Origin of the sequence: Pseudomonas sp. GL-B-12, from assembly GCF_019955895.1 — a bacterium.
Taxonomy (GTDB): Bacteria; Pseudomonadota; Gammaproteobacteria; order Pseudomonadales; family Pseudomonadaceae; genus Aquipseudomonas.
On sequence record NZ_JAHBCX010000066.1, the window covers coordinates 122,542 to 136,344 of the forward strand.

11 protein-coding genes and 1 pseudogene are annotated in these 13,803 nt (G+C 49.8%); 6 read left to right on the plus strand and 6 right to left on the minus strand.

Annotated elements, in window-relative coordinates:
* Positions 1 to 49 precede the first annotated feature (49 nt).
* The 3 genes from KGA85_RS27890 (at position 50) to KGA85_RS27900 (ending at position 4,303) form a co-directional block, all read left to right on the plus strand.
* Positions 50 to 2,044 (plus strand): polysaccharide biosynthesis protein, encoded by a 1,995-nt coding sequence (locus tag KGA85_RS27890; RefSeq protein ID WP_223456245.1) that lies wholly within the window; start codon positions 50 to 52, stop codon positions 2,042 to 2,044.
* A gap of 166 nt (positions 2,045 to 2,210) precedes the next feature.
* The gene (locus KGA85_RS27895) at positions 2,211 to 3,188 is read left to right on the plus strand and encodes an NAD-dependent epimerase/dehydratase family protein (protein ID WP_223456246.1); all 978 of its coding nucleotides are present in this window, start codon (positions 2,211 to 2,213) and stop codon (positions 3,186 to 3,188) included.
* Positions 3,185 to 4,303 (plus strand): glycosyltransferase, encoded by a 1,119-nt coding sequence (locus KGA85_RS27900; RefSeq protein WP_223456247.1) that lies wholly within the window; start codon positions 3,185 to 3,187, stop codon positions 4,301 to 4,303. The genes KGA85_RS27895 and KGA85_RS27900 overlap by 4 nt, the downstream gene beginning before the upstream one ends.
* Here the strand turns inward: KGA85_RS27900 and KGA85_RS27905 are convergent.
* From KGA85_RS27905 to KGA85_RS27915, 3 genes are read right to left on the minus strand one after another with little or no spacing between them, the layout of a single operon-like run.
* Positions 4,287 to 5,882 carry a hypothetical protein gene (locus KGA85_RS27905; protein WP_223533676.1) on the minus strand — a complete coding sequence of 532 codons (1,596 nt, stop codon included), beginning with the start codon at positions 5,880 to 5,882 and terminating at the stop codon, positions 4,287 to 4,289. The genes KGA85_RS27900 and KGA85_RS27905 overlap by 17 nt on opposite strands.
* Positions 5,879 to 6,790, minus strand: a complete 912-nt coding sequence (locus KGA85_RS27910; protein WP_223456249.1) for a glycosyltransferase — start codon at positions 6,788 to 6,790, stop codon at positions 5,879 to 5,881. Before KGA85_RS27910 ends, KGA85_RS27905 begins: the two co-directional genes overlap by 4 nt.
* Before the next feature lie 10 nt (positions 6,791 to 6,800).
* Complete coding sequence (locus KGA85_RS27915; protein ID WP_223456250.1) at positions 6,801 to 8,150, minus strand: lipopolysaccharide biosynthesis protein; 1,350 nt, start codon at positions 8,148 to 8,150, stop codon at positions 6,801 to 6,803.
* A 609-nt stretch (positions 8,151 to 8,759) separates the two neighbouring features.
* On the opposite strand from KGA85_RS27915, the pseudogene KGA85_RS27920 reads away from it, so the two are divergent.
* From KGA85_RS27920 to fabF, 3 genes and pseudogenes are all read left to right on the plus strand, one after another.
* Positions 8,760 to 9,096, plus strand: a pseudogene (locus KGA85_RS27920) (ComEA family DNA-binding protein).
* 207 nt (positions 9,097 to 9,303) lie between these two features.
* Positions 9,304 to 10,098 (plus strand): SDR family NAD(P)-dependent oxidoreductase, encoded by a 795-nt coding sequence (locus KGA85_RS27925; RefSeq protein WP_223456251.1) that lies wholly within the window; start codon positions 9,304 to 9,306, stop codon positions 10,096 to 10,098.
* A 30-nt stretch (positions 10,099 to 10,128) separates the two neighbouring features.
* Positions 10,129 to 11,403: a beta-ketoacyl-ACP synthase II gene (gene fabF / locus KGA85_RS27930; protein WP_223456252.1), complete on the plus strand. Its 1,275-nt coding sequence runs from the start codon at positions 10,129 to 10,131 to the stop codon at positions 11,401 to 11,403.
* Here fabF and KGA85_RS27935 read toward each other — a convergent pair.
* The 3 genes from KGA85_RS27935 to eat form a co-directional block, all read right to left on the minus strand.
* Positions 11,400 to 11,957, minus strand: coding sequence for a TetR/AcrR family transcriptional regulator (locus KGA85_RS27935; protein WP_223533677.1), 558 nt, complete (start codon positions 11,955 to 11,957; stop codon positions 11,400 to 11,402). The two genes, fabF and KGA85_RS27935, sit on opposite strands and share 4 nt — an antisense overlap.
* A gap of 166 nt (positions 11,958 to 12,123) precedes the next feature.
* Positions 12,124 to 12,291, minus strand: a complete 168-nt coding sequence (locus KGA85_RS27940) for a DUF2897 family protein (protein ID WP_007985427.1) — start codon at positions 12,289 to 12,291, stop codon at positions 12,124 to 12,126.
* Positions 12,292 to 12,432: 141 nt separating this feature from the next.
* Entirely contained in the window at positions 12,433 to 13,797 is a 1,365-nt protein-coding gene (gene eat, locus KGA85_RS27945; RefSeq protein WP_223456254.1) for an ethanolamine permease, read from the minus strand.
* Between the last annotated feature and the right edge of the window lie 6 nt (positions 13,798 to 13,803).

Below are 13,803 nucleotides of genomic sequence, written 5' to 3' on the forward strand. Positions count from 1 at the left end.
CATTCTAAGCGTCATAAAAATAGGTGTGGTTGGAGCGTTCGAAGGGGTTATGGAAAGATTCCGGGCTTTGTTATTAGGTCTTCCGCGCCGCAGTAAACGACTGATCCAGGTTGCTGCTGATGTCGCGTTGGTGTGGCTAGCCCTGTGGATGGCATTTGTTGTCCGATTAGGCATCGATGAGATGGTCAACCCGCTCACTCAGCATCTCTGGCTTTTTTTGAGTGCGCCGTTTGTAGCAATTCCACTTTTCTTTCAATTTGGAATGTATCGCGCAGTCATGCGCTATTTTGGTAATGATGCCCTTATTACGATCGTCAAAGCGGTAAGTTTGTCATCGTTAATTCTTGGCGTCGTCGTGTATTGGTATAGTAATCATCAGAATATTGTGCCGCGGTCAATAATTTTTAATTATTGGTGGCTAAGTTTGGTCATGATCGGTGGTCTTCGACTGTTCATGCGTCAATACTTTCTCGGTGATTGGTTTTCCGCAGCTCAACATGTTCCTTTCACCAGCCGGGATAACGGATTACCTAAGGTGGCCATTTATGGAGCTGGTGCTGCCGGAAATCAGCTTGTAGCAGCTTTGCGAATGGGACGAGCCATGCGTCCGGTCGCCTTTATCGATGACGATAGAAGTATTGCCAGTCGAGTTATTTCTGGGCTTAAGGTTTATAAACCAAAGCATATCAAGGAGATGATTGAAGCTACCGGTGTGCAGGAAATATTATTAGCGATACCCTCCACATCTCGTGGGCGTCGTCGAGAAATACTTGGTTTTCTGGAGGAATATCCCCTTCATGTTCGCACTGTCCCCGGGTTCATGGATTTGGCTAGCGGACGCGTAAAAGTCGATGATATCCAAGAAGTAGATATCGCCGACTTATTGGGGCGTGATGCAGTTGCTGCCCAGCATGAATTACTCGAACATTGCATCAAACAACAGGTCGTACTTGTTACTGGGGCTGGTGGGTCTATAGGTTCTGAGTTGTGCCGGCAGATATTGTCATTGCAACCCACGGTCCTCTTATTGCTCGAACATAGTGAATTTAATCTCTATAGTATTTTGTCGGAGCTTGAGCAACGAATTGTTCGGGAGTCGTTGTCTACGAAAATTCTTCCGATCCTCGGATCGGTCCGTGATAAGGCTAAAATTTTAGATGTGATGTCAACATGGCATGTAGAGACCGTCTATCACGCTGCGGCTTATAAACACGTTCCGATGGTCGAACATAATATTGCCGAGGGTGTACTCAATAATGTAATGGGTACACTTAATACAGCCCAAGCTGCAATCCAGGCAGGCGTGGCTAATTTTGTATTGATTTCGACGGATAAAGCTGTACGGCCTACAAATGTCATGGGTAGCACTAAGCGTCTTGCCGAACTGACGCTTCAAGCTCTCAGCAAGGAGCCCGCACCGGTACTATTTGGTGACACTGCAAGCATATCTAGAGTCAATCGAACCCGATTTACGATGGTCCGTTTTGGAAACGTTTTAGGTTCTTCCGGCTCGGTGATACCATTATTTCACAAACAAATAAAATCAGGTGGCCCGCTCACGGTTACTCATCCTAAAATCACTCGTTACTTCATGACCATTCCAGAGGCGGCGCAACTGGTTATTCAGGCGGGCTCTATGGGGATGGGAGGTGATGTTTTCGTGCTGGATATGGGTAAACCGGTAAAAATTGTTGAGCTGGCAGAGAGAATGATTCATCTGTCAGGTTTAAGTGTTCGTTCAGAAAAAAATCCGCACGGTGATATCTCCATTGAGTTTACTGGGTTACGCCCGGGAGAGAAACTCTACGAAGAACTGCTGATTGGTGACAACGTAGTTGCAACTCAGCACCCGATGATCATGAGTGCTCACGAGGATTATTTGGCCTGGGAAGTCCTCAAGGTCAAGCTGAAGCATCTGCTTGCGGCGCTTGATGAGGATGATTACTCTCTCGTTCGACAATTATTGAGAGAAACAGTCCATGGATACACCCCTCAAGGAGAGATAGTGGATTGGATTTACGAACAGCGGCGTCTTGATCATTAAGCCGGTTATATTACGGATTTTAACTGAAAAAAATCTTGGATCCATGGCGGGCTGAGTAGGCGCACTGAATAGATGTATTATATTTTTTAAGCTGTTTTATATTTTTGATGGCGTTGGTACGAATACTAGGGCTTGAATTGTGTGTGCATTTAAGGAGTGAGTCATCTTGAATCTTGAGACAAGTGATACTGAATGCGAAGTTCACGCTACCATTGAACAGCGTATCGTTGTGATAGGTGGAACTGGCTTTGTTGGTCAGCATTTACTCAATTCTTTAGTTGATTGCAGCAAAGAGTTCGAAATTATTTTCGCGGTCCATCGAAACGAGCCACATTGGTTAACAGAATCGCCTATACAGGTTCGACATTTTGACTTGGATGATAGCGCGTCGTTAGAGGAAATTTTGAATTGCGGCAGCATCGTTTTGAATTTGCTGCGGCCAGACGGCACCGGATGGTTCTTGTCAGCGATCAAGAATATTTTGCGCGCTTGCGGCAATGCACGTGTTAAACGTTATATCCATGTTTCAAGTATTGACGTTTTTGGAGCAAGCCAAGACAGCATTTGTACTTCGGCTTCAGAGATCGTGCCTATCACGCCTTATGAGCGTGAGCATGCCGCTGCTGAGAAGTTTGTGAGCGCTGTCAATGCCGAGCATTTCGAAGCCTTGATTTTGCGCCTTGGCGCGGTATTTGGTGTCGGTGGATTAAATGTTGTTTCATTCGTAAGGGAAGTTTCGAGTGCCCCTGGCTGGAAACTCGCATTGCGCCGTTCATTGTACGGTGCGCGGCGAATGCATTTGGTCAGCGTTGAAAAAGTAGTCGAGGTTTTATTATTTGTTACAACGGCGGCACCAATAATTCAGGGGGAAATTATTGTAGTGACTGAAGACGCTGACGCTGATAATAATTTCGCTTATCTTCAGGATTGTTTGTTGGAAGTATTTAACCGTACGGCAGTATTGCATATACCTTACCTTCCCTCGCGAGTACTGCGTTTGGTATTAAATGCCAGGGGGATTAGTAATACCGATCCAATGCGCCGCTTCCATGAAGATCGATTGTTGCAACTTGGATTGTCTGATTCTGCACTATTCACCAATCGCCTAAAAGGTTACTTGAGTCACTTGAGGGCAACGGTATGAATATTTTATTGGTTAATATTTCTCTTGATGCACAACGTGGAGGGGGAACAGCTGAGCGTACGAGACATTTAGCCAATACCCTTGCGGATAAAGGCTGTCGTTGTGAAGTCATCGCGATGTCCGGTGATTCCTGGCAATCAGAATTTAATAGTCGAGGTGTTAAAACCTACATTACTGGAAAAATTGGTCAACGCCTTCCAATCCCATTGGTCAATTTTATGCGTCTGTGGAAAGCGGTGAAGTCTGCTGACATTATCCATATCATGGGCTATTGGAATTTGTTGAGCTTTATTACAGGCTTCTTCGCCTGGATCGCGCGGACTCCTTATGTACTTTGCCCCGCGGGTGAATTTTCTTCCATCGGAAAGCCTAGTCCAGTTAAGAAGCTGTTTCATTTGTTGCTTGGTAAATCACTTATAAAAAGGGCGTCGGGGTTTATTGCAATTACTCAGTTAGAGCGAATACTAATTGCAGAAGTTACAGGCTTTTTGCAGGATCGTATCCCGGTGTTTCCGAATGGGGTGTCGGAGCCCGCGTTAACTCCAATGCGTACACTGCAGTATCTGCCCGAAGAGCCTTATATTTTATTTATGGGTAGGCTTGCCCCTGTCAAAGGCCCTGACTTGCTTATTAAAGCCTATCTCTCTACAAAGGCAGCTCACCATTATCCTTTAGTGCTTGCCGGGCCAGACTTTGGAATGCAAGCCGAGCTTGAAGCCTCTTTGATTGGTCATGAAATAGCTCATCAGATTCATTTTATTGGATTTCTCAATGAGGCCCAGAGAAATGAAGCTTATCAACATGCATTGATGCTTGTCATTCCCTCTAGATCGGAAGCTATGTCACTTGTTGCTCTGGAAGCTGGAATTACAGGTTTGCCGGTGTTACTGACAAGTACATGTGGCTTTGACGAAGTACAGGCGATCAACGGGGGAAGCGTAGTCGAGCCGACAGCCGCAGGTATCAGTAGAGGGCTTCAGGTCATGTTATCAGAGATCGACGATTTGACGCTTAAAGGGCAGCGACTTAAGTCGTTTGTAATCGACCATTATAGTTGGCATGTGATTGTAACTAATATGGTCGATTATTTTGAGGGTTTTACTCAGGATAATTAGAATGGCTATTAATGTGAGGAGTTGATGGTTGCTTTTGTTTATTTAGCATCCATCTCAGCACGATTAATCCCATAAGAAAGGCGGTTATCTCAATCACGAAAAATAGAAATGCCCTGGGGAAATTAATTTGCACTATTAAGTATGCCATTGCAACGCCAATGGTAGCACTTGTCATTATGTTATTTAGTAATCGTTTGGCGGAAAGTTCGATGGTATAACCCAAGAAGAATAATAGAGCCATGCCAGCAAAGAGCGTGAGATAATTTCCGCTGTAATACAGTACTGCTATAGGACCAGGGATTGTCATGAATGTAAAGTTTTCTAATCTTTCATACTTTGCATTAGATATTCGCTGGTATATTGCTTGTGTGCCTTGTGCTGGATCTTCTTTTAAACCTCTCAGAAAAAGATCTAAATCCAGGCGATGTACGCTTGTTACTGCTAAAACTCCTTCAGCGCCAATCCAACGGTCTACGATTAGCTTGCTCATTTCGATTGCAATTAGTTTGACCTTCAGTTCGAGTGAAAGTGGATGCGGTGCGACGTACGGTTCTGGGGTGACGTCGTGTGTTAAAGCTTTTTCGGATAATTCCAAGGACGTGGAATTACTCCCGGATAATTCCAGATTCCCTGTCGCGGACGTGGAGCTATTCCCGGATTTTTCCAGATTTTCTGCCTCGATGGTTTTTTCTGTATAAGGTACTGCCTTTGCAAATGAAGAAAGGCGGTCAACTGATACGGAAATTATCGAAAATGCAAACAATAAAGCGGTCGTCGAAAAAATCTTTATCCAGCTAATTTTTGATATGTTCCACTCTAATTTTCTCCCTTGTATCAGGTAAGCAATAAAAGGGACCGAAACATGAAGGATCATTTGTGCACGACTGCCCATCGAAATTGATGTCAGCGCACCCTCAATAATGATGATATAAAAAAGCATGTTTGGGGTTAGTTTTTCGCTTTTTACCAACCAATAAGCCAAAGTAAAAATAGCAATAGCGTTGCCCCAGGCGACCATGAAGGAAAAGACTGCGTAAATATAACTATGCAGCTTTAAAGTTGGTTCGTATCCAACTTTGATGATTGAATGGTGATAGTTGAAAATTAGAGAGGCAATTGCGAAGATGATTGCCATGGCCAAGAGTGTTGATAGGAACTTTGTGTTTATATTGGTTTCTAGTTCTTTTCTTTTTTTCAAGCCGGCCACGACAATGAAGTAACAGATAAGCAGAGCGCTAAATGCCGTGATCAATACTACAATGGCGTTGTCCCATGCAGTTGGCGATTCATCAAAGCTTCCTATAGGCTCAATGAAATTGTTTCCAATGAGCAAATGTAAAGTTATTTTTGCCCAGCAACCTAAAGTCAAAAAAGAAAATAGAAAAAATATGAAGTAGCTTTTTGGTCGGTTTGTAATCGTGGCGTATATTATGGCAATGCTCAGCGTGCAATAGGTTGCAAATAAAGCGATCATGCCTGGGTAATAGAAACCTGCCCATATGCTAAGTAAAGTCACTGTGGCGACAATCCACTTTGTTGTCGCTTTATTATCTAAATGGCCTTCTGAGATTCCGTTCATTTCTTTACCGATGCGGATTTATAAATACCGATTACGTAGCTGATCATCTTGCGTGAAAGTATTGACGATGGGCTTAGTGTTGCGGCCCGAAACATCTGCTTTAAACTGATGAGGTAACGTCCGGAGAAACCATGCATGAATCCTGACAGCAGATAGGCGTTTGCCATCGCCCTTTTTTTCCAGCGAAGAAACCTTTTGGGTAAACCATTCGTATTATAAAAGTCTTTAATAACGGTAACTGGCTCATCTGAACGTTGAGCACTGGAGGGATTATAGGTAGTCGACCCAGAGTGAATGCGGAAATCTGCTAGCGCCTCCGGGACACGGATGAATGGGCCGTGTTGACAAAAACGTAGAAAAAAGTCCATGTCCGGAATATTTCTTAACCCAGTATTCCAGTCACCCACTAGCGCCCATGTTGTCCGTTTGAATAGCGCGCCCGGACCAGGCAAACATTGGAAATTGGCAATGAGCAGGTTTTCAGAGTATTCGGGGGCTGTAATGGTCCTGACATAGTTTGAGTCTTCGTCGATCACGCAAAAATCCGGGTATGCCAATACTGCTTCAGGTGACAACGCCATTCGCGAGACTATCGTCTCGATTGCATTAGGATGTAATCTGTCGTCAGCACTTAGATAGCCCAACAAATCACCAGAGCTTTGTTTCCATCCAAAATTCATGGCAGCGCTTTGCCCTGCATTTTCTTGTCTGAAATGCGAGAACTGCATAGGATGATTCATCAGCAAATTCGGAGTGTCATCTGTTGATCCATCATCAACCACAATCAGTTCGATATTTTGATAAGTTTGTTTTTTGACGCTATCAATTGCATCCAGCAAATATCGAGCAGTATTGTACGTGGGGATGACAATAGTGACTTTCGGTAGTGTTGTCGTTTTATCGTCCATGTGGATTCTCTTAGTGAAAATAGGATAGGCTGAATTTGATTGTTGATTTAAAGTTGGCAGTTGTTTTCAAGTTGAATATTCGATTTACATAATGAATCATCAAGGCTGACTGAATAATACTGCCCGAGCTATAAACGATCGCTAATCCAATTATGCCGAAATATATGAACGCCACACTTCCTCCGGCGATCATCAATACACCGCTGACAATAGAGATTCGCATGGTGATATGTTGTTTTTGCAACATGACCAAGACCATGCCGGCGGTTCCAGCAAAGGTCTGAATAACTTGAGCGAAACCGAGAATGATAAATATGAAGTAAGCTTCTGAATACTCTTCTGGCCAAGCTAGCGCAATAATGAGTTGACCTAAAATGGCAAATAATAGATAGCCCGTGATTGCCATTCCCGTTGCTGCACCCGCACCGATACCCATCACTTTTTGCAAGTAACGTTTTTTTCGTCGAACCCACAGACGCCCAATTGATGGTGCGATGACTGTATTGATTACTGCCAAGGGAATTATCACCAAGATAGCAAGCCGTGATGCCAGGCCATAGATTGCCACATCAGCGGTGCTGCCAAAGAAAACAATGATCCACAAGTCTGCTTGAGCTACGATAAATAGCACGCTTGTAGTGGTAAGGTTAGGTATGGTTTGCCACAGTATTTCGGAATAACCTACAGCTTCTTTGGTTTCCCCATCATGGGTATTATGCCAGCGCCACAGGGAATATCCACCCAGTAATGCGGTACATAAAACACCAAGAACTCCCGAGAAGAGAAGGGTATCCAATGGAAGTGTTGTTTTTGACTGCCAGGCAATAATGACGGCAGCAGCACTGGCGACACTAGCACCAACCATCAGGAAGCTCGCCTGAACAAAGTGTCCTAAAACCCGGTGTTGCTCGGATAGTAAAGTTACCGTGGCAGCTAACATCATGCTGATTGAGATAAGTGGTGCTAATTTCTGCAGCGCGCCTGCCAACTCTGAGTGCAACAGGTTTTCCAGTACCGTTAGTGTTATCCAAAAAGTCAACGCGAACAGACTTGCCGCTGAGCATCCAATGATTAAAGTGCGCCGTAAAGTTTGCTTTATCCTGGCAGTGTCTTTGTCACCCATGGCTCTGGAGATAATAGCTGGAGCTGTAATGCTTAAACCTAACTGACCCAAAGTGGCAAGCGCTGCTATTATGGACTGGCACAAAAAAAACAAGCCCACGGTCTCTTGCTTCATAGTGAGTGGCAGTAGAATTCCAGTCAGGGCCCCCGTACCAAGCAGGAGAAATCGACCGACGATAGCTGCAGCACTCGCAGCCACTGGAGAGGATAGAGCGCTGATATTTTTCTTCGCAGTCATTTATTGAGATTTCGCAGCAGGTCATAAGGCAGCTGCCGATTTTCACGGTTTTTCAATGCCCTGTCTACAGCCATGGTCCTCCAGTTCTAACCGATCGGCGGAGGCTGTGATTTCTGCCGTGGCTGACCAAACTTGCTCGCCTGGAAAATGCAGCGGTTGGTGACTCGGCAATCCACAGGCTATTTTAGCAACGCAAAAGGGGGGAGTAATCAGTTCCATCCACTGCCTCTTCACGGAGCGCTATCTGGTTTCAATCGTGCCATAGACCTATTGATGGTGCATCTTCTCAAGACGCTACACGCAACTCTTATAGTTAATCTTTCTGTTTTTATTTAATTTTCGATATGGCTAGATAAATTATTCGGAAAGATTCGCGATTTAAATATAGTTTTTTGGGACATTCTTCGTTCATCACACTGCTGCTGGAATCGTACTGCCAGTTCCTGCGTTTACATTGAAGAAAGTTATCTGGCCAAACTCATTTATCTCGACGTTTGATTGTCTCACATCCCGCAACAGACACATTTTTGACATCCTCCTACGTCGCCCGGTTTGAGGAAGCCGTTTCGGAAAAGCTGCTTCCTCAACCGATGTCATGAAGCGCCATTTATGTGTACGGGCTATTTCTACTCACAGGTTTTTGCCCTACTCACCAGCACCCCTATTGCTGCGAATGCAGCGCCTGCAGCGAAGCCGCAGGCTACCAAGGCTCCGGTGGCGATGCAGGCTTCAGCGAATGCGCAATCTGGCACAGTGGATCTTGGCAAGGCCGATGTGCCGACTTTGTAGCGTGAGTTAAGCGGTGTTGGGGGAGACCAAGGTTCTGGCGATTGTTGCGTATCGCGAAAGTAATGGTCTGTTTGTGTCCTTCGACGAGTTGTTCGAAGTGAAGGGTATCGGCAAGGCCCTTCCAGATAAGAATCGCGAGAAGTCTCGGTTGAACTAAGCTTATAGATCAGCCTTGGAGGCCGGTCATTGACCGGCCTTTTTTCATTTTGGTGACGGCTGCGAAGTTTTGCCTTCCGTCGGCGATGAAAAAATTACGACTATCATATACTGATTAAATTATGCGTATAATAAATGCTCCGCTCGTCCAGGCGCGCTGAGGCTCAGGCGCTTATCTATCCCTCTGGTATCTCCCAGGAGCAAAGTCATGACGTCCATTCAGTCCCAAGGCACCGCCCTCGTCACTGGTGCTTCTTCCGGTATCGGTGCGATTTACGCGCAACGGTTAGCAGCGCGAGGTTTTGATTTGTTGCTGGTTGCTCGTGACCAAGAGCGGCTTGAAGCCGCGGCAAGCGCGTTGCGCAATGCTCATGGGGTTCAGGTGGAGGTGCTCAAGGCAGATCTGACGCAGAAGGACGACGTGCTGAAACTTGAACAGCGTCTGCGCAGCGATTCGAGCATCAGCCTTTTGCTGAACAATGCTGGCGTGGCCGCGGATGGCTTGTTGGCCAACGCCGATACCGATCAACTGGAGCGAATGATTCAGTTGAATGTTACAACGGTGACGCGATTGGCATCGGCCGCGGCGGCCAGTTTTGCCAAGGCGCGCCGGGGTACCATCATCAACATTGCTTCAGTGGTAGCGCTGTTTCCCGAACGCTTCAACGCCACCTACAGCGCCAGCAAGGCCTATGTATTGAGCCTGACCCAGTCGTTGAATGCCGAACTCGATGGCACCGGGGTCAAGGTCCAGGCCGTATTGCCTGGGGTGACGCGCACCGAAATCTGGGAACGCTCCGGTATCGATGCTTCGCAGATTCCGGCCGAGATGGTCATGGAAGCTGGCGAGATGGTCGACGCGGCACTGTCGGGTCTGGATCAGGGCGAGTTGGTCACCATTCCTTCGCTGCCGGATGCCGCCGACTGGGATGCCTTTGTTGCGGCACGCCATGTGATGGCGCCCAATCTTTCCAAAAGCAAAGCCGCTGCGCGTTACAAATGAAACGCCCCTAATCGACTGAGGTATTGCGGTATGAGTGATCGTCGTGTGGTTGTAACGGGCATGGGCCTGGTGTCGCCGCTGGGGAGCGGTGTCGAAGCAGTCTGGGCGCGGCTGTTGGCCGGGCGCTCCGGGCTGCGTAATTTACCGCAAGAGGTGGTTGCCGATCTGCCGGCCAAGGTTGGCGGTGCAGTGCCTGCGCTGGCTGACGATCCGGAGGCGGGGTTCGATCCGGACCGGGCAACCCCACCCAAGGAACAAAAGAAGATGGACCGCTTCATCCTGTTCGCCATGGAAGCGGCGCGTCAGGCACTGGAGCAAGCCGACTGGCAAGCATTGGACGCCAATGCCCAGGAGCGCACGGCCACCATCATCGGTTCAGGTGTAGGTGGTTTCGGCGCGATTGCCGAGGCGGTGCGCACCACCGATAGCCGTGGTCCGAGACGTTTGTCGCCATTCACCATCCCTTCATTTCTGGTCAACCTTGCGGCAGGTCATGTGTCGATCCAGCATGGCTTCAAGGGGCCACTAGGCGCGCCGGTCACGGCATGCGCCGCCGGGGTTCAGGCGATTGGCGACGCGGCGCGGCTGATTCGTGCGGGTGAGGCGGATATCGCGGTGTGCGGCGGTGCGGAAGCGGCGATTGATCGGGTCAGCCTTGCCGGGTTTGCGGCTGCTCGTGCCTTGTCCAGCGCTTACAACGAAACGCCTGAGCGCGCTTCGCGACCTTTCGACAGTGGTCGCGATGGATTTGTCATGGGAGAAGGGGCCGGGTTGCTGGTCATCGAGTCTCTGGAGCATGCGCTGGCGCGGGGTGCCCACCCTCTGGCGGAGCTGGTCGGCTACGGCACCAGCGCCGATGCCTATCACCTGACCGCCGGCCCCGAGGACGGCAGCGGTGCGCGTCGAGCAATGTCGTTGGCATTGGCACAGGCCGGTGTTTCACCGGCTCAGGTTCAGCATCTGAATGCTCATGCAACCTCGACTCCAGTGGGGGATCTGGGTGAACTGGCGGCGATCAAGGCGTTGTTCGGTGCACAAAATGGCATCGCTGTGACATCGACCAAGTCGGCGACCGGGCATTTGCTCGGTGCCGCGGGTGGACTCGAAGCGATCTTTACGCTGCTGGCGATCCGTGACCAGATCGTGCCGGCGACCCTCAATTTCGAGAACCCGGACCCTGCCACTGAAGGTGTCGACATCGTTCATGGCAAAGCGCGGCCAATGGCCATCGAGTACGCGTTGTCCAATGGCTTTGGATTTGGCGGGGTCAATGCCAGTGTGCTGTTCAAGCGTTGGCAGGGTTAATCCTGCGAGTGCTTGAGGTGTTCGCGTGCGACGTCGAGAATCCGTTGGGCAAACTCGGCGTCGGCGACGCTGCGCGATAACAGCAAGGCGCCGACCAGCGTAGACATGATGACGATGCTGCGTTCGTCGGTGCGCTCTCCGTCAAGGGTGTGCTGGATCTGATCGAGTCGCGCCTGGAGCACGACGTCGCTGGTCGGACTCGGTTGACCACGCAGTCCCAGTTCCGAAGAAATGGTCAGCAGCGGGCAACCTTCTTGGGGTGAGGTTTGATGCCATTCGGACAGATAAGCGTCGATGAAGGCTTCGAGTGGCTGTTCCTCGGCGAAGATTTGCGCGCACAACTCGTCGACTTGTACGCCAGCCTCTTGCAAGGCTTTCTCTACCAGTTCGTCTTTGGACTTGAAGTGCGAGTAAAAGCCACCGTGGGTCAAGCCCAGTGCTTTCATCAGGGGTTGCAGCCCGGTCGCGCCTATACCGTCGCGTCGAAATCGCGCTGAAGCTTCCTTGATTATGCGTTGGTGGGTCTGGGCTTTATGGTCCTGCGAGTAACGCATCTGATATCTCCGCATCAATGCGGCCATATTAACCAATGAAAATTGCATGGTGACTGTACTTCTACTTCTTAAAAGCATGCAGATGCATCGATATGGGCACTAAGCGGCATGATTTCAGGAGATTTCACGCAAAAACAAACCCCGCCGTTCAAGGCGGGGTTTTCAGTCAGCGGTCCTGCGCTTCCTTGGCGTCCATTTCCGCATTGCGTTCGGCGACGCGCTTACGTTGCTCTTCGGTCAGTTCGACCTTGTTGGCGGTGTCGCGCAGCAGCATCAGACCACCAACGATCGAGCCGATGGCAACGACCAGAATCAACCAGGCATACCAGGGCATAGGACTCTCCTTGAAAAGCCGGCGGTCGGCGAGGGCTCGCCAACCGATCGTGCATACCACTTTGAGTGATGGGGTTTCATCGCAGCTCCATCGCTATCACCCCCATTCTATGCCTGTTGTTCAAGGTTCACTCGAACGCTTTCAAAGTCCGGTCAGCATCGCATCCGCCGGTGCGTCGGCACGCAATTGCGCGGTGAGCATGAAGTAAACGAAACCTACCGCCATGAAACCCAGGAAGATCAGGCCGATCAACGTGTTGAACCAGGCCATCGCCACCAGGCACACCACCGCCAGCATCAGCGCAATGAACGGCACCAGCGGGTAGCAGGGGGCGCGGAAGGTGCGTTCCAGGTTCGGCTCGGTTTTACGCAGTTTGAACAGGCTGAGCATGCTCATGATGTACATCACGATGGCGCCGAACACGGCCATGGTGATCATTGTGGCGGTTAGCGTCATGCCACCGAGGTTGATCAAACCGTCGCTGTAGATGGCTGCAATGCCGATCACGCCACCGGCGATGATCGCCCGGTGCGGGGTTTGAAAACGCGACAATCTGGCCAGGGACGCCGGCAGGTAACCGGCCCGGGCGAGGGCGAAGAACTGCCGCGAGTAGCCGAGGATTATCCCGTGAAAACTCGCCACCAGACCAAACAGGCCGATCCACACCAGCATGTGCAGCCAGCCCGAGCTTTCGCCGACCACGGTTTTCATTGCCTGTGGCAGCGGGTCGTTGATGTTCGACAGGGTGCGCCAGTCGCCGACGCCACCGGCGAAGAACATCACGCCCATCGCCAGCAGCACCAGGGTCAAAATACCGCTGATGTAAGCCTTGGGAATCGTGCGTTTCGGGTCCTTGGCTTCTTCGGCGGCCATGGCTGCGCCTTCGATGGCGAGGAAGAACCAGATGGCAAAGGGGATCGCTGCGAACATCCCGGCAATCGCCGGAGCACCGAATACGTCGGAACCGGCCCAGCCATTGAGGGCGAAATTGCTGAAGCTGAATGCCGGGGCAACCACGCCCATGAACACCAGCAATTCGGCGACGGCCAATACGCAGACCACCAGCTCGAAGGTCGCTGCCAGTTTCACGCCGAGGATGTTGAGGCCCATGAACACGATGTAGGCACCGACTGCCGCGTGTTTCGGGTCCAGGGCTGGAAACTGGACATTGAGGTAGGCGCCGATGGCCAGGGCAATCGCCGGTGGGGCGAAGACGAATTCGATCAGTGTCGCCAGCCCGGCGATCAACCCGCCTTTCTCGCCAAAGGCGCGACGACTGTAGGCAAAGGGACCGCCAGCGTGAGGAATGGCGGTGGTCAGTTCGGTGAAACTGAAGATGAAGCAGGTGTACATGGTGGCGACCATGAACGAAGTCACCAGAAAGCCCAAAGTCCCGGCCACGCCCCAGCCATAGCTCCAGCCGAAGTACTCTCCGGAAATCACCAGCCCGACCGCAATGCCCCACAGGTGCAAGGTGCCCAGCGTGGGTTTGAGTTGTGTGTTCATGGATTT